Annotated in this window: 15 protein-coding genes; 12 read left to right on the top strand and 3 right to left on the bottom strand. The window is 62.0% G+C overall.

What is annotated here, in order from left to right; all coding sequences use genetic code 11:
* Positions 1–80: 80 nt before the first annotated feature.
* The 10 genes from FJQ55_RS02065 to FJQ55_RS02110 all read left to right on the top strand — a co-directional run bounded on the left by FJQ55_RS02065 (position 81) and on the right by FJQ55_RS02110 (position 10,952).
* Complete coding sequence (locus tag FJQ55_RS02065) at positions 81–1,106, top strand: sugar ABC transporter substrate-binding protein (protein WP_140826067.1); 1,026 nt, start codon at positions 81–83, stop codon at positions 1,104–1,106.
* A 143-nt stretch (positions 1,107–1,249) separates the two neighbouring features.
* Positions 1,250–2,308: an ABC transporter permease gene (locus tag FJQ55_RS02070; RefSeq protein ID WP_140826068.1), complete on the top strand. Its 1,059-nt coding sequence runs from the start codon at positions 1,250–1,252 to the stop codon at positions 2,306–2,308.
* A complete protein-coding gene (locus tag FJQ55_RS02075) occupies positions 2,308–3,090 on the top strand; it encodes an ATP-binding cassette domain-containing protein (protein WP_140826069.1) in 783 nt (260 codons plus the stop codon). Before FJQ55_RS02070 ends, FJQ55_RS02075 begins: the two co-directional genes overlap by 1 nt.
* Positions 3,087–3,710, top strand: coding sequence for a nucleoside triphosphate hydrolase (locus FJQ55_RS02080; protein ID WP_140826070.1), 624 nt, complete (start codon positions 3,087–3,089; stop codon positions 3,708–3,710). The genes FJQ55_RS02075 and FJQ55_RS02080 overlap by 4 nt, the downstream gene beginning before the upstream one ends.
* 208 nt (positions 3,711–3,918) lie before the next feature.
* Positions 3,919–4,317 carry a response regulator gene (locus tag FJQ55_RS02085; protein ID WP_140826071.1) on the top strand — a complete coding sequence of 133 codons (399 nt, stop codon included), beginning with the start codon at positions 3,919–3,921 and terminating at the stop codon, positions 4,315–4,317.
* 27 nt (positions 4,318–4,344) lie between these two features.
* The gene (locus FJQ55_RS02090; protein ID WP_140826072.1) at positions 4,345–4,839 is read left to right on the top strand and encodes a putative pterin-binding protein; all 495 of its coding nucleotides are present in this window, start codon (positions 4,345–4,347) and stop codon (positions 4,837–4,839) included.
* A complete protein-coding gene (locus FJQ55_RS02095) occupies positions 4,836–7,103 on the top strand; it encodes an ATP-binding protein (RefSeq protein WP_140826073.1) in 2,268 nt (755 codons plus the stop codon). The genes FJQ55_RS02090 and FJQ55_RS02095 overlap by 4 nt, the downstream gene beginning before the upstream one ends.
* 16 nt (positions 7,104–7,119) lie before the next feature.
* Positions 7,120–8,220, top strand: a complete 1,101-nt coding sequence (locus FJQ55_RS02100; protein WP_140826074.1) for an HD domain-containing phosphohydrolase — start codon at positions 7,120–7,122, stop codon at positions 8,218–8,220.
* Between the two features lie 68 nt (positions 8,221–8,288).
* Complete coding sequence (gene pyrC, locus FJQ55_RS02105) at positions 8,289–9,326, top strand: dihydroorotase (RefSeq protein WP_140826075.1); 1,038 nt, start codon at positions 8,289–8,291, stop codon at positions 9,324–9,326.
* A 483-nt stretch (positions 9,327–9,809) separates the two neighbouring features.
* Positions 9,810–10,952 (top strand): hypothetical protein, encoded by a 1,143-nt coding sequence (locus tag FJQ55_RS02110; protein WP_140826076.1) that lies wholly within the window; start codon positions 9,810–9,812, stop codon positions 10,950–10,952.
* Positions 10,953–11,055: 103 nt separating this feature from the next.
* Here FJQ55_RS02110 and FJQ55_RS02115 read toward each other — a convergent pair whose 3' ends face one another.
* Positions 11,056–11,211 (bottom strand): DUF3096 domain-containing protein, encoded by a 156-nt coding sequence (locus FJQ55_RS02115; RefSeq protein ID WP_140826077.1) that lies wholly within the window; start codon positions 11,209–11,211, stop codon positions 11,056–11,058.
* Positions 11,212–11,386: 175 nt separating this feature from the next.
* Here FJQ55_RS02115 and FJQ55_RS02120 point away from each other — a divergent pair, with 175 nt between their 5' ends.
* Together FJQ55_RS02120 and FJQ55_RS02125 are read left to right on the top strand one after the other, a co-directional pair.
* Positions 11,387–12,079, top strand: a complete 693-nt coding sequence (locus tag FJQ55_RS02120; protein WP_140826078.1) for an orotate phosphoribosyltransferase — start codon at positions 11,387–11,389, stop codon at positions 12,077–12,079.
* A gap of 78 nt (positions 12,080–12,157) precedes the next feature.
* Positions 12,158–13,084: a carbohydrate kinase family protein gene (locus FJQ55_RS02125; RefSeq protein WP_140826079.1), complete on the top strand. Its 927-nt coding sequence runs from the start codon at positions 12,158–12,160 to the stop codon at positions 13,082–13,084.
* 351 nt (positions 13,085–13,435) lie between these two features.
* Here the strand turns inward: FJQ55_RS02125 and pgi are convergent, their stop codons facing one another.
* Both pgi and FJQ55_RS02140 read right to left on the bottom strand, forming a co-directional pair.
* Positions 13,436–15,064, bottom strand: a complete 1,629-nt coding sequence (gene pgi / locus FJQ55_RS02135) for a glucose-6-phosphate isomerase (RefSeq protein WP_140826080.1) — start codon at positions 15,062–15,064, stop codon at positions 13,436–13,438.
* A 102-nt stretch (positions 15,065–15,166) separates the two neighbouring features.
* On the bottom strand, positions 15,167–16,873 hold the full coding sequence (locus FJQ55_RS02140; RefSeq protein WP_140826081.1) for a long-chain fatty acid--CoA ligase: 1,707 nt from the start codon (positions 16,871–16,873) through the stop codon (positions 15,167–15,169).
* Between the last annotated feature and the right edge of the window lie 27 nt (positions 16,874–16,900).

A 16,900-nucleotide genomic window follows, 5' to 3' on the forward strand; every position in this document is an offset into this window, starting at 1 on the left:
GAGCGGATTGCGAAGGCGCGATCCGTGCCGACACGTTGCGGCCGGAGGAGCTGGCCCACCAACTTTCGGGAGGATACCTAATGAAAAAATCTCTGCTTACCGCTGCCTTGTCGACGCTTGCGCTGGGCGTCGTCTTCGCGGCTCCGGCTTCGGCTGCCGACGTTTCGGCCTGCCTCATCACCAAGACCGACACCAACCCCTTCTTCGTCAAGATGAAGGAAGGCGCGACCGCCAAGGCCGCCGAACTCGGCGTCAACCTGAAGGCCTATGCCGGCAAGGTCGATGGCGACCATGACAGCCAGGTTGCAGCGATCGAGTCCTGCATTGCCGACGGCGCCAAGGGCATTCTGATTGCAGCGTCTGACACCAAGGCCATCGTCGACCAGGTCAAGAAGGCCCAGGAAGCCGGCCTGCTCGTGATCGCGCTCGACACGCCGCTCGATCCGGCGACGGCTGCCGACGCCACCTTCGCCACCGACAACCTGCTCGCCGGCAAGCTGATCGGTCAGTGGGCTGCAGCCACCCTCGGCGACAAGGCCAAGGACGCCAAGATCGGCTTCCTCGACCTCGTTCCGTCGCAGCCGACCGTCGACGTTCTGCGCGACCAGGGCTTCATGATCGGCTTCGGCATCGACCCGAAGGACCCGAACAAGATTGGCGACGAAGATGATGCCCGCATCGTCGGCCACGATGTCACCAACGGCAACGAAGAAGGCGGCCGCAAGGCCATGGAAAACCTTCTCCAGAAGGATCCTGACATCAACGTCATCCACACGATCAACGAGCCCGCCGCTGTCGGCGCCTACCAGGCTCTGAAGGCTGTCGGCAAGGAGAACGACGTCCTGATCGTTTCGGTCGACGGCGGTTGCCCGGGCGTCAAGGCCGTCGCCGACGGTCAGATCGGCGCCACCTCGCAGCAGTATCCGCTGCTGATGGCGTCGCTCGGCGTGGAAGCGATCAAGAAGTTTGCCGACACCGGCGAAAAGCCGAAGCCGACCGAAGGCAAGGACTTCTTCGACACGGGCGTTGCGCTCGTCACCGACAAGCCGGCAGCCGGCGTCGAGTCGATTAGCGTCAAGGAAGGCACGGACAAGTGCTGGGGTTGATCCCCAAACTTTGAAGGCGGACCAACCAATGAACGGGGCGGCCCCAGGCCGAACCCCGTGAGTATCGGGGCGGCTCATGGCCGCCCCGTGTTAAATACCGGGCCCGAAGTCCGGCACAAGAACCACATCGGGAGGGAAGTTCTATGGCGGAAGCCCAGGAATTCGAGAAGGTGCTGACCCAGAGTGAGACGAGCGTGGCGTCCTTCGAGGACCGCTCCACTCTGCGCAAGATCCAGCACTTCCTACACTCAACGCCGGCGGCTGTGCCTTTGATCGTTCTGGTGATGTCGATCATCATCTTCGGTCTGACGATCGGCGGCAAATTCTTCTCCAGCTACACGCTGACCCTCATCCTCCAGCAGATCGCCGTCGTCGGCATCCTGGGGGCGGCCCAGACGCTGGTCATCCTGACCGCCGGCATTGATCTGTCGATTGGCGTGGTCATGGTCATCTCCGCCGTGGTGATGGGCAATTGCGCCATCCACTACGGTATCCCCTCCGGAATTTCGGTCATCATCGGCCTGGCCGTCGGCGGATTGTGCGGCCTGCTGAACGGCGTGCTCGTTGCCAAGGTCAAGCTGCCGCCCTTCATCGTCACGCTGGGCACATGGTACATCGTGATGGCCACCAACTTCATCTATTCGGCCAACGAGACGCTGCGCGACGCGGATGTCGAGGCAATCGCGCCGTTTCTTCAGGTCTTCGGCGAGAGCTTCAAGGTCGGCAAGGCGGTGTTCACGCTCGGCGTCGTCTTCATGCTGATCCTGGTCATCGGCCTTTGGTACGCTCTCAACCACACCGCCTGGGGCAGGCACCTCTATGCGGTCGGCGACGATCCCGAGGCAGCCGAACTCGCCGGTATTCGCACCGACCGCGTGCTGCTCGGCACCTACGCGCTCGCCGGTGTCATCGCAGGGCTTGCCGCATGGGTCTCCATCGGCCGTAACGGTTCGATTTCGCCTTCTGCCGCAGTGACCGACTATAATCTCCAGGCCATCACGGCGGCCGTGGTCGGCGGCATTTCGCTCTTCGGCGGACGCGGCTCGATCTTGGGCACCCTCTTCGGGGCCTTGATCGTCGGCGTGGTCTCCATGGGCCTCAACATGCTCGGCGCCGATCCGCAATGGAAGGTGCTGCTCACGGGCGTGCTGATCATCGCCGCCGTCGCAATTGACCAGTGGATCAGAAAGGTAGCAGGCTGATGACCCAGGAACCCATTCTCACCGCCCGCGGTCTGGTCAAGCGTTACGGCCGCGTCACCGCCCTCGACAATGCCGATTTCGACCTCTATCCGGGCGAAATCCTCGCCGTCATCGGCGACAACGGCGCCGGCAAGTCCTCGCTGATCAAGGCGATCTCGGGCGCGGTCACGCCGGATGAAGGCGAGATCAAGCTCGAAGGCAAGACGATCAATTTCCGCTCGCCTATCGAGGCGCGCCGGGCCGGCATCGAGACCGTGTACCAGAACCTCGCTCTGTCGCCGGCCCTCTCGATCGCCGACAATATGTTCCTCGGCCGCGAAATCCGCAAACCCGGTATCATGGGTTCGGTCTTCCGTACGCTCGACCGGCCGGCCATGGAGAAGTTCGCCCGCGACAAGCTCTCCGAGCTCGGCCTGATGACCATCCAGAACATCAATCAGGCGGTGGAGACGCTGTCCGGTGGCCAGCGTCAGGGTGTGGCGGTCGCCCGTGCGGCAGCCTTCGGCTCCAAGGTGATCATTCTCGACGAGCCGACGGCGGCGCTCGGGGTGAAGGAGAGCCGCAAGGTTCTCGAACTGATCCTCGACGTCCGCTCGCGCGGCATGCCGATCGTGCTGATCAGCCACAACATGCCGCATGTCTTCGAAGTGGCCGATCGCATCCACGTCCATCGCCTCGGCAAGCGGCTCTGCGTCATCAATCCGAAGGACTACACCATGTCGGATGCCGTCGCTTTCATGACGGGCGCCCGGCCGGCACCGGATGCCGGTCTCGCGGCATGAGCATGACGGTCGAGCAGCTGGCAGATGAGATCATCAAGCGGGCTGAAGGCAGCGCCCGCTTCCTCGTTGGCATTGCCGGGCCTCCGGGCGGCGGCAAGTCGACGTTGGCCGAAGCGCTCTTCGCGCACCTGAAAGCGATAGGTGAGGCGCCCGCCGTGTTGCCGATGGACGGGTTTCATCTCGACAACCGGCTGCTCATCGAGCGGGGGCTCCTGTCGCGCAAGGGCGCACCTGAAACCTTTGATGTGCGCGGGCTGCGTGACATCCTGATGGCGGTGCGCTCCGGCGGCGAAGTGCTGGTGCCGGTCTTCGACCGCGACCGCGAACTCGCCATCTGTGCCGCCCGCTGCATCGCAGCCGAAGACCGCATCATTCTCGTCGAGGGCAATTACGTCCTGCTCGACCGCGAGCCCTGGCGGCCGATTGCCTCGTCCTTCGACCTGACGGTGATGGTGGCGCCGGAGGAGGACGAACTGGAGCGCCGGCTCGTGGCGCGATGGGTCCATTACGGACTGTCCCAGGACGAGATCCGCGCAAAGGTCGAGGACAATGATTTACCCAACGGACGTCTCGTTCTGAGCGCCAGCCATCCGGCAGACATTACGCTGCGATTTGGCTAAGTTGCTGGTCCCATTCGGGACTTCGTTTCACCGTTAATTCTTAAGTTCTAATTAAATGCGCAATCGGTAAAATTGTACCGGTTTGCTTCAGCCAATCTCAGCCTCCCCCTGATACAACTCCTCCATGAAAGATTAACGCGTGCAACGTCTTCCCGACCGACAGGGAGACGGGCAGTCCCAAGGACCGGCGCCGGAGAGGAGTGGTGGCATGACCATACTGATCGTTGAAGACAACCCGACCAATGCGATGATTATCAAGCATCTCGCAAAGAAGGTGACGCACGAGGATATGGTCGTCGCCCCCGATGGGACAGCAGCGCTCGCCCTCTGTCACGCGGAAGCCTTCTCTATGCTGATCGTCGACCATCTACTGCCGGGCATGTCGGGTCTGCAGTTCATCAAGGCGGTGCGCCTGATGGATCGCTACCGCGAAGTGCCGGCGGTCATGGTGACGGCTGAGACCGATCCTCGCCTGCGCGAGGAGGCTCGTGCCGCGGGTGTGACCGACTTCCTGCACAAGCCGGTCGAAGCCATGGCCTTCCGTAAGCTGATCGCCGATCACCTCGGCGCCGCTGCGATCGTCCCAGACCTGCCGAAGTCGGCCTGAACCCTCAACTCGACCTGGAGAAATCCCATGAAAGGTATGCTGCTTGCGCTCCTGATGGGCGCCGTCTCATCGACATCCGCACTCGCGCTCGATGCACCCAAGGGACCCGTAGTCCTGACGGTGAAAGGCGCCATCACCAATACCAATGCGGGAGATACCGCCGAGTTCGACCTTGCCATGCTCGAAGCGCTGGCCGGCCGCAAGGCGACGATGGAGACGCCCTGGACGGATGGCAAGGTGACGTTTGAAGGACCGCTCCTCAGCGCACTGCTCGAGGCCGTCGGTTCGACGGGCACGCTCCTGTCCGTCAAGGCGCTGAACGATTACGCAGCCGAGGTCCCGGCCGAAGACGCCAAGATCGCGACAATGCTGGCGACCCGCATGGACGGCAGGCCGATGTCCGTGCGTGACAAGGGGCCGCTGATGGTCGTCTATCCCTTTGACCAGGATCCAGGTCTCTACAACGAGAAATACTTCTCGCGCTCCGTTTGGCAGATCAAGGAAATCGAGGTCAGCAAGTGAACAACCGCGAAGCGACACTCCGAAAGGCAGCGGGAGGAGGCAGCGTTGCCTTCATCCTGCAGCTGATTTCGGCTGTCCTTCTCCTGGTGCTTCTCATCCTCTTCGTGGACATCGCCCGCCAATACCGGATCATGGAAGACGGTGTGCGTGAAAATTCCATGTGGTCTGTCTATCAGCTGGACCGGGAGGCTCGGCAGCTTGATTACAGCCTGTCGATCCTGCGTCGCGGCGAGCCATCCCCCCAGGGCTTCCAGGAACTCGGCCTGCGCTACGATATTCTCTATTCGCGCATCGCCATTCTTGATCAGGCAAAATTCGGCAGTTACTTTGCACAGGACTTGAAGGTCCGTGGCTATATCGGCGAGATTGAGACGACAATAACGAATATCCAGCCGATTTTCGACGGGATCATGGCTGGCGCCTATCCGTCTGCGGAACAACTGGACAAGTTGGAGGTCATCGTCTCCAGCCTTGGCCGCATAACCGAGCAGTTCCTGCTCTTTACCAATTCTCGTGTCAGCTCCGAACGTGCGGAAAGCCGACAGATCATCCTGGGCCTCGAACGCACTTCGGGCATCATGCTCGTCCTGCTGATGGTTTCCGTGGTCTTCCTGGTCGTGACCCTGAACCGGCAGCTGAAATCGGTACGCGAAACCAGTCGCGAACTTCAGGCCATGGCATCCGAACTGACGGAAGCCTATGAAGCTGCCGATGCCGGCAACCGGGCAAAATCGCAGTTCATGGCGACCATGGGCCATGAAATCCGTACCCCGCTCAATGCCATCCTCGGCATGTCGGAACTGCTCGAACTCTCTGAACTGCCGGATGATGCGCTGTCGAGCGTGAAGACGATCCGCTCCTCTGGCGAGGCGCTGCTTGAGATCATCAACGAAATTCTCGACTTCTCAAAGATCGAACACGGCAAGCTGGAACTTGAGGAGCGCGCTTTCGATATCTGCGGTCTTGCCGAGAGCACGGTCAGCATTATCCGCGGTCGCGCCGACGATCAGGACAATACGATCATCCTCGATCTGCCGGAATCCCTGCAGGCACTGTTCGTCAAGACCGACCCGACGCGCCTGCGTCAGGTTCTGCTCAATCTTCTGTCGAATGCGGTGAAGTTCACCAGCCAGGGGACGGTTACCCTGCGCCTGCGCGAGTTCTACCGCGAAGGCAAGCTGATGATCCGCTTCGAGGTAGAAGACACCGGCATCGGCATCGACGAGGCTGGCCTCGACAAGCTGTTCAAGCCCTTCTCGCAGGTCGATGCCTCGATCAGCCGTCGTTACGGCGGAACGGGTCTTGGCCTTACCATCTGCAAGCAGATCGTCGAAAAGCTCGGCGGCGAACTCGGCATGAGCAGCACGGTCGGCGTCGGCTCGATCTTCTGGTTCGAACTGTCCGTGGTGCCCGTCGGCCGAGAAGAAGCGGAAAAGGTTGCTGCCAAGACTGCGGCCGAAGAGACGCTGCCGCGCTACCGGATCCTTCTCGTCGAGGATAACAAGGTCAACCAGATCGTCGCGACGCGTTTCCTCGCCCGGTTGGGGCAGCATGTCGAGATCGCCAATGATGGCGCCGAGGCTGTCGCGATCACCCGCGGACAGGTCTTCGACCTGATCCTGATGGATATGCAGATGCCGGTCATGGACGGGATCGAGGCCACGCGCCGGATTATCGCCGAAGGTGGCCCCTGCGCCTCGACGCCAATCATCGCCATGACCGCGAACGCTTCCGACGATGACCGCCGGCGCTGCATGGATGCCGGTATGCAGGGCTTTGAATCAAAGCCCGTCACTCTGGAAAGATTGAAACAGATGATCGCCTATGCCACCACGCCTGATCGGGGCGCGTCGCAAGCACAGCATTCCGCCCCCAAACCGGCGCTCGAGCGCTTTGAGCTGCCGGAGCCGGACATGAGCGCCATGCCGCTGCAGACGCTGCCCGGCCTCGGCATCGAGGGACTGGACGAGGCGCGTCACGCCGAACTGGTGGATGCGCTCGGTGAAGACGTTTTCCAGGAACTGGTCGAATCCTTCTTCAACGATGCGGAAGAACTGCTGGCAGAACTGGATGAGGCGCTGCGCAAGCAGGACCCGGAAAAGCGCGATCGGGTGCTCCACACGATCAAGGGCGCAGCCTCGAATGTCGGACTGAACGATCTGGCGGTGAAGGCCAATGCCCTGCGGCATCAGGCGCCGGAACCGACCGATACCGACATGCTGGGCGAAGAAATTCAGGCCCTCAAATTCAAACTCGTTGCATAGAAGCACGGAGGCGTTCATGCGTATCTTGTTGGTTGACGACAACAGCACCAATCTGAAGCTTTTGACGAAGCTGGTCGGCAAGCTCGACAATTGTGAAGCTGTGCCCTTTGCCAGTCCCGATGCCGTGCTCTCGGCCCTGCCGGAACTCGATTTCGACATCGCGATCATCGATTACCAGATGCCGGTCTACAACGGTGTCGAGCTCTTCACCGAGATCGTCCGCTTCGACAAATATGCCGAAGTACCGGTGATTTTCGTGACCGCCGACAAGGACATGACCACGCGTATGGCGGCGCTCAATGCCGGTGCCATCGACTTTTTGACCAAGCCGGTCAATCCCGTCGAGTTTCAGGCCCGCGTACAGAACATCGTCAGCCTTGCCCGCGCCCGGCGCCAACTGGCCGACCAGGCGGAATGGCTGCGCCGTGAGGTGGAGCGTGCGGTCGGCGAACTGCGCGAGCGCGAGCAGGAGATCATCCATCGCCTGACGCTGGCCGCCGGTTACAAGGATCCGGAAACAGCGCGTCACACGCTGCGCGTCGCCTCCTATTCCGAAGCGATCGCCATCGAGCTCGGCCTGTCGCCGCAGCTTTGCCACGACATCCGGCTGGCTGCCCCGATGCACGACATCGGCAAGGTGGCGATGCCAGATACGGTGCTCCTGAAGCAGGGACGCCTGACCGAAGCCGAGTATCGACAGATGCAGTCCCATGCCGAAATCGGCAGCGACATTCTCGGGCGCTCGCATTCCTCGCTGTTGCAGCTGGCCTCCGAGATTGCCGCCAGCCATCACGAGCGCTGGGACGGGCAGGGCTACCCCAACCGTCTGGCCGGCACCGCCATCCCGATCTCCGGCCGCATCGTCTGCATCGCCGACAACTTCGACGCACTGACGACGGAACGGCCCTACAAGCCGGCCTGGAGTTTCGCCCGCACGGTCGAACATATCCTCGGCCGCGCCGGCACCCAGTTCGATCCCGACTGTGTCGCCGCTTTCGAGCGGGCGCTGCCGCGCATCCAGGCGATCATGGAGCAGGATCGTCGCGAGCAGGCGGAGGAAGCGGAGCGTGCCATGGCGCAATCCGCCGACCGCTTTCCCGGTGAACGGGTCGCCTGAGAAGCTTTGATCCGGCCGGATGGACATGCTAAGGGCGGCGAGTTTTCGTCAAGCCGGAGGCATGGCCCATGCAATCCCTCACCATCCGTCGCCCCGATGACTGGCACCTGCATCTGCGCGACGGCGCCATGCTCGAAGGCGTGATCGGCGACACCAGCCGACATTTCGCCCGCGCCATCATCATGCCGAACCTCGTGCCGCCGGTCGTCACCACGGCGGATGCCCGGGCCTATCGCGAGCGCATCGTCAGGGCGACTCCGGCCAGCGATCGTTTCGAGCCGCTGATGACGCTCTACCTCACCGAACACACCAGCCCCGACGATGTCGAGGAAGGCAAGCGCTCCGGCCTGATCACCGCGGTGAAGCTCTATCCGGCGGGTGCGACGACCAATTCCCATGGCGGCGTGCGCGACATGGACAAGGCCATGCCGGTTCTCGAGCGCATGGCGAAGATCGGCCTGCCGCTTTGCGTACATGGCGAGGTGACGACGCCGGAAGTCGACATCTTCGACCGTGAGAAGGTGTTCATCGACACGGTGCTCGATCCTCTGCGCAAGCGTTTGCCGGAGTTGAAGGTGGCGATGGAGCACGTGACGACCTCCGACGGAATTGATTATATCCGCTCTGCCGAGAAGAACCTCGCCGGCTCGATCACGACGCATCACCTGATTATCAACCGCAATGCCATCCTCGTCGGCGGCATCCGACCGCATTACTACTGCCTGCCGGTCGCCAAGCGAGAAAGCCACCGGCTGGCGCTGCGCCAGGCCGCAACCTCCGGCGATGTCAGGTTCTTTCTTGGTACGGACAGCGCACCCCATGTGGACCCGCTGAAAGAATGCAGCTGTGGCTGTGCAGGCATCTATACATCGATCAATACGATGAGTTGTCTTGCCCATGTCTTCGAACAGGAGGATGCGCTGGACAAGCTCGAGGCTTTCGCCTCGCTGAATGGGCCCGCCTGGTACGGCCTTCCTGCCAACGAAGAAACCATCACGCTGGTGAAGCGGGAAGAACCGCTGAACTTCCCGCTGAAGATTGAAACCGGAGCCGGTCCCGTGACCGTGTTCGACCCGATGTTCCCACTGCATTGGGATGTTGCCTGACATACGGCCCCACCGGGCAGTCCCATCCAGGCCTCCTTTTTCAACTGGACCCCGCGAACCCAACCTCGGCCGGCCTCTCTCAAACGAGCGGCCGGCCGCTCGCGTTCGAGCACGATTGCGCCCGCCCTGCGGTGGCAAAGGGCCGGCGACACACATGGGGCGCCGAAAGACTGCGGCAACGAGCTTTGCGCTGACGGTCAAAGTGTCCGCAATTAAGACATTGTTTACATGAGCGGATCTGGCGTGCGAGAGCGGCCCGCCTCTCCATGGGAGTGGCTTTGCGGCCTCAAGGCAGTGGAAGATTCTGGCTGTCTGAAAGTATTAATTCCTAAAAATTTATTAAAACAAAGATTTTAACGGAGATCGTTAAAATTTACCATGGTTTAAATTCCGTTAAATTCAAGATGACACAGAATATAACGATGAGTATGTATCTCACCACAGACGAATTGGTCGTCTTGAACATTTCGTGGGGAGTTAGTAATGCGTTCTTCCAAGTCATTCCGGGATGTGTACGTCAGCACCTCCAAGTCGATAGTTAACAAGGGGGCAGCCGTTCTTTTGACTGCTCTCTTCGCGTCCACCGCCGTTGGCCTGCAGCCGGTGCTCTTCAATGCGACCGCCTTTGCAGCGGCCTCCAAGCCGGGCGGCAGCAACAGGGGCGGTCAGGGCGGCGAAAGCGGCCAGGGCGGCCAGGGCGGCCAGGGCGATCAGGGCGGCCGTGGTAGCCAGGGTGGTTCGTCGGGCGGCAATCCGTCGGATAGTGGCGGACGTGGCAGCCAGTCGGACAACGACAGCCGCGGCGGCCGTGGCGACAATGACAGCCGCGGTGACAACGACAGCCGTGGCAACCAGTCCGGCAACAACGATCAGTCTGGTCGTGGGAACCAGGACAATGGTCCGAAGCAGGACGACAAGTCCGACAACGGTGATCGTGGTGCCCCTGCGGACCGTGGCAACTCGTCCAACAACGACGACCGCGGCTCGTCTGACAACAATGATCGCGGCCCGTCCGATCATGGCGATCAGGACAATGGCCCGAAGGGCCAGGATGGTCCCAAGCAGGACGATAGCTCATCCAACAACGGCGACCGTGGTGCCCCAGAGGACCGCGGCAACAAGCCGGAAGATCGCGGACAAACCCCGGATCGCGGCGGCCCCTCGGACGAAGTCAAGGACCAGGATGAGACCCCGCGTCACAGCGACGAGTATCATCCGCGCGGTGACCGCGGTGAGCCCCAGGGCAACCACGGCTCTGAAAACGGTCCGAAGAAGGACGATAACAAGGGGCCTGGCAAGGACCGTCCCGGCGAGGGCGACGGCAAGGGCCATGGTAAGGGCCATGGTAAGGGTGACGGCAAGGGTCACGGCAAGGGCGAGGGTAAAGGCCACGGCAAGGGCCACGGCAAGGGTCACGGCAAAGGTCATCATGGCCACGGCCATGGTCACCACGGCGGCAAGCCCTGCCCGGATGACGGCGGCCCGATTGACGGCGGCCCGACCGACCCGACACCAAGCGCTCCGACCAAGTCGACCCTGAAGTCCTCGAGCCGCGATTGCGACGGTCCGACCTGGTACCTCAAGGCCTTCCAGCCGACCTGCGAGCTGAAGATCGTCAAAGGCTGATAATACTAAACAGAAGAAGGGGCTCGCAGCGATGCGAGCCCCTTTTGTTGTCGGGTCGTAGAAATGGCGGGCGTTTCAGCTCGCTGCGCTTCGGTTCCCCGCGTTACGACGTCATCGTTGCCAGTTGCGGCCAGAGGCCGAGAACCCCGACGATAATCAGGTAAATGGCGACGACATAGTTCAAGAGGCGCGGCATGATCAGGATCAGGATGCCGGCAATGAGGGCGACGAGCGGCTGGATGACCAGATAGTTTTCCATAAGTCGATACCTTGGTGTGAGGGACGCGCTCGGATAAAATCGCGAAAGGCGCGATTGTTCCATCCGGCGGCGCCGGGCGGGGGCAGGGGAAGAGTCGGTGGTCCTACTCCGGCGTCTGGTCAGCCGCTCCTCTTGCTGCTATGGCGCTTCTGACCGCATTTGACAGGAGAGCGCCATGATCCAGACCCCCTTCACCGACCCCGCCGTCATGGCCGACCTTGTGGCGAAGATGCTCTGGGAGATCAAGGCGGTGCATTTCAATGCGGCCGAGCCTTACAAGCTTTCCTCGGGCATGAAGAGCCCCGTCTATATCGACTGCCGCAAGCTCCTCTCTTATCCGCGCGTGCGCTCCGCCGTCATGGATTTTGCCGCAGCGACCCTGATGCGTTATGCGGGCTTCGAGCAGTTCGACTGCATTGCTGGCGGCGAGACGGCGGGAATTCCCTTCGCGGCGCTGCTCGCCGATCGCCTCGGTCTGCCGATGATCTATGTGCGCAAGGCCCCCAAGGGCCATGGCCGTAACGCCCAGATCGAAGGCCATATGCCCGAAGGTGCGCGGGTGCTCGTCATCGAGGATCTGACGACCGCCGGCGGCAGCATGTTCAAGTTCATCGATGCGGTGAGAGCCGCCGGGGGCGTGGTCGACCATGGCATCGCGCTGTTCTTCTACGGTATCTTCCCGGAGGCTCTGCAGCGCTTCGAAGACGGCAAGGTCAAGCTGCATTACATCGCCACCTGGCGCAACGTGCTGGCCGTCGCCCGCGAGCAGAAGCTGTTCGACGAGAAGACGCTGTCGGAAGTCGAGGCCTTCCTCGATGCGCCGCTCGCGTGGTCGGGCCGCAATGGCGGGGTTTCGACGCTCGCTTGAGCAAATGGTCACCATGCCCTCTGGCATCTTGGGCAGACTTGGTTTAAATCGATTGAAACGAATGCCTGGGAGGTCGAGATGATCCTGTGTTGCGGCGAAGCGCTGATCGACATGTTGCCACGCGAAACCACGCTCGGCGAGCGGGCATTCTCGCCCTACGCCGGCGGCGCGATCTTCAACACGGCGATTGCGCTCGGGCGTCTCGGCATCGACACCGGCTTTTTCACCGGCCTCTCCGACGACATGCTGGGCGACATCCTGCGCGATACGCTGAAATCCTCGGGCGTCGATTACAGCTATTGCGCCACGCTCTCGCGCCCCTGCACGATCGCGTTGGTCAAGCTGACCAACGGTCAGGCATCCTATGCCTTCTATGACGAAAACACCGCCGGCCGGATGATCACGGAAGCCGATCTGCCCACGCTCGACGACCGCTGCGAGGCTCTGCATTTCGGCGCGATCAGCCTGATCCCGGAACCCTGCGGCTCGACTTACGAGGCGCTGATGACGCGCGAGCACAAGACGCGCGTGATCTCGCTCGACCCCAACATCCGCCCCGGCTTCATCAAGGACAAGGCGGCCCACCAGGCCCGCATCGCCCGCATGGCCGATATGTCCGACATCCTGAAATTCTCCGACGAAGACCTCGACTGGTTCGACCTGCCCGGCACCCAGGACGAACGCGCCGCCTACTGGCTGACGCGCGGCGCCAAGCTCGTGGTGCTGACCAAGGGCGCGGAAGGGGCAACGGCCTATACCGCGAATTTCAAGGTCTCGGTGCCCTCCAACAAGGTCGAGGTGGTGGACACCGTTGGCGCTGGCGACACATTTGATGCGGGCATTCTGGCCTCGCTGAAGCGTCAGGGATTGCTGACCAAGGACAAGGTCGCGACGTTATCGGAAGAGGCAGTGCGCGAGGCGCTGACGGTGGGTGCGAAGGCTGCAGCCGTCACCGTATCGCGGGCAGGGGCCAACCCGCCGACGGCGGCTGAGATCGGGTTCTGAGGGTGGGAACTGGCGGCAGCCACGTTCGTGTCGACGAACCTACCTGCCATTTGCCTCATCCCGGTCGAACTTGAATTCGGCCGGTAGCCGTCCCCGGAAGCCTCGCAGGCGCTGAAGAAGATCTTCGGGCGTGGGCTTGCGCGCGACGTCGAGTTCGCGCCAGGTCGCAGCGCGAATTTCGATGTCATCGCTTCCTTCAAGTTCATAGCTTCGACCACGCTGGCGGCAAGACGAACCGCAAGGCTAATGCCCCATTTTGCGATCTGCATGGAACACTTCGAGGATATACTTAGAGTGAAACGTATATCGACGGAGGTTGGATCAAGCAATCTGCCTGATTCCAGGCGCGCCTCACCCTATCCTCCGCTCCGCAAGCGCCGAGACCAGCCCTGCCGTCGAGCTGTCATGTCCTGTCGCCGCGACCTTGCCCTGCACCACCGGCAAAAGCCCCGTCGCCAGTTCCTTGCCGAGCTCCACGCCCCACTGGTCGAAGGAATTGATGCGGAAGATCACGCCTTCGACGAAGACACGGTGTTCGTAAAGCGCGATCAGGCGGCCGAGCGTGTAAGGCGTGAGCTGGTCGTAGACGAAGGTGATCGACGGGCGGTTGCCGGAGAAGACGCGGTGGGGCGCGAGGAAATCGGCCTCCTCGTCGGAAACACCCTTGGCGGTCAGCTGGCTCTTGGCTTCGGCGAGCGTGCGGCCCTTCATCAGGGCTTCCGACTGGGCGAGGCAATTGGCGATCAGGAGTTCGTGCTGGTGGCGCAGTTCCGGCTCGAAGCCGTTGGCGGCGATCATGAACTCGGCCGGGATCACGCTCGTGCCCTGATGGATGAGCTGGTAGAAGGCGTGTTGGCCATTGGTGCCGGGCTCGCCCCAGACGACGGGGCCGGAGGCACCTTGGACCGGCTTGCCGTCGATGGTGACGCTCTTGCCGTTTGATTCCATGTCGAGTTGCTGCAGATAGGCCGGGAAGCGCGACAGGCGCTGGTCATAGGGCAAAATGGCGCGCGTCGGGTAGTTCAGCACCTTGCGGTGATAGACGCCGAGCGCTCCGAGCAGCATCGGCAGGTTGTCGCGGAAGGGCGCGGCGCGGAAATGCTCGTCCATGGCGTGCGCCCCATCGAGGAACTGGCCGAAGTGATCAGGCCCGATGGCAATCATCAGCGGCAGGCCGATCGCCGACCAGATCGAGTAGCGGCCGCCGACCCAGTCCCAGAAACCGAAGACGCGGGATGGATCGATGCCGAAGGCGGCGACCTTATCGAGCGCGGTCGAGACGGCGCAGAAGTGGTGGCCGACGGCCGCTTCGCCGAGAGCATCCGCCACGAAGGCGCGCGCGGTCTGGGCGTTGGTCATCGTCTCGATGGTGGTGAAAGTCTTCGACGCGACGATGAAGAGGGTGGTTTCGGCCTCGAGCGATTTCAGCGTATCGGCGATATGGGCGCCGTCGATATTGGAGACGAAATGGAGGCGCGGGCCGTCATGGAAGGGGGCGAGCGCCAGCGTCGCCATGACCGGGCCGAGGTCAGAACCGCCGATGCCGATATTGACCACGTCGGTGATCGCCTTGCCGGTTGCGCCCTTCAAATCGCCGGACCGGATGCCGTCGGCGAACTTGCCCATCGCCTCGAGCACGCCGTTGACGTCAGGCATGACGTCGCGGCCGTCGACCAGCACGGGGCGATTGGAGCGGTTGCGCAGGGCCGTGTGGAGGACGGCGCGGCCTTCGGTGAAATTGATCGGGGCGCCGGAGAACATTTCGTCGCGCTTGTCGGCGACACCAGCCGTCGTGACCAGTTCCTCCAGGAGGTCGAGCACTTCGCCGTTCACGGCGCATTTGGAATAATCCATCAGCAGGTCGCCGAGCGTGGCGCTGAACTGCGAGAAGCGCTGCGGATCGGCGGCAAAGGCGGCGCGCAGGTCTTCGGCATGGGTGGCGGCAACGGCGCTCGTCAGCTTGTCGATGATGGCTTGCATCGGAATGTCCCTGTTTCGGCGATGGTTGCCCGGGACATTAGTCGCACCACAAGGCGCTATCAAGACAGGGGGCGCCTGACAGCTCCCCCTATTTCAATCGATTTATTTTTGATCGCGAAGTTCCCGACGCAGGATCTTGCCGACATTGGTCTTCGGCAGCTCGGTTCTGAACTCGATATAGCGCGGCCGCTTGTAATTGGTGAGGTTGGCGGCGCAATGGGCCTTCAGTTCGTCGATCGTCAGGGCCTCATCCTTCTTGACGACGAAAAGTTTCACCGCTTCGCCCGAATGTCCATCCGGTACGCCGACGGCGGCGCATTCGAGCACACCCGGATGCATGACAGCCACTTCCTCGATCTCGTTCGGATAGACGTTGAAGCCCGAGACCAGGATCATGTCCTTCTTGCGGTCGACGATCTTCACATAACCGCGCTCGTCCATCAGGCCCATGTCGCCGGAGCGGAAGAAGCCGTCAGCGCTCATCACCTTCGCCGTTTCTTCCGGGCGCTGCCAGTAGCCGGCCATGACCTGCGGGCCACGGATGCAGATCTCTCCGACTTCCCCGATCGGCAGCGTCTTGCCGTCTTCGTCGCGGATTTCGATATCGGTGGAGGGAAGCGGCAGGCCGATCATGCCGGAGAATTCGCGCGCGTCGAGCCGGTTGACGGTCGCAACGGGGGAGGTTTCCGACAGGCCGTAACCTTCGGTGATCGGACGCCCGGTCATCTGGAGCCAGCGTTCGGCAACAGGTCGCTGAATGGCCATGCCGCCGCCCAGAACCAGCATCAGCGAGGAGAAGTCGATCTTCTTGAAGTCCGGATTGTTCATCATCGCATTGAACAGCGTGTTGAGGCCCGGAAAGACATGCGACTTGTAGCTCTGCAACTCCTTGATGAAGGCCGGAATGTCGCGCGGATTGGCAATCAGCAGGTTATGGCCGCCGAGGGCGATGCCCATCAGCGAATTCACGGTGAGCGCAAAGATATGGTAGAGCGGCAGTGCACAGACAAAGTTGAGAACGTCGGGACGGGATTGCCCGGCAAAGGCTGCTTCCAGCCAGAGTGCGATCTGCTGCTTGTTGGCCAGGAGATTGGCATGCGTCAGCGCCGCACCCTTGGAAACGCCGGTTGTGCCGCCGGTATATTGCAGGAAGGCGATGTCGCCGGGCGAAACCGCGACCGGCTTCAGTGTCTGCCGGGCACCTTCGGCCAGCATGGCCTTGAAGCTGGTATGGCCGGGAATGGTCCAGGCCGGCACGAGCTTCTTCACCTTGCGCACGACGAAATTGACGATGTGACCCTTGAGGCCCAGCATGTCGCCCATGGTGCAGACGACGACATGTTTGACATCCGTGCGGTCGACGACCTGCTGGACGGTATGGGCGAAGTTTTCCAGCACCATGATCGCCTTGGCGCCCGAATCCTTCAACTGGTGTTCGAGTTCGCGCGGCGTGTAGAGCGGATTGACGTTCACCACGGTGAGGCCGGCGCGCAGGATGCCGTAAACGGTGACGGGGTTCTGCAGGATGTTCGGCGTCATGACGGCGACGCGGTCGCCTTTGGAGAGCCCCTTGGACTGCAGCCAGGCGCCAACCTTGCGCGACTGGTCTTCCAGTTCCCGGAAGGTCATGGAGCGGCCCATGCTGGTGAAGGCCTGGCGTTCGCTGAATTTCGCGCAGCTCGCTTCAAACAGGGCACCCAGCGATGGATGGGCGTGCGGGGCGATTTCCGCCGGCACCGAGGCGGGATAGGATTGGACCCAGATCTTTTCGGCGGCGCGGCCGCTGAGGCGGCTCATAGTTTCCGTCATGTTGTCCTCCCGAACCATTCTTCTCGT

The sequence above is a fragment of the Rhizobium glycinendophyticum genome, assembly GCF_006443685.1.
Lineage (GTDB): Bacteria > Pseudomonadota > Alphaproteobacteria > Rhizobiales > Rhizobiaceae > Allorhizobium > Allorhizobium glycinendophyticum.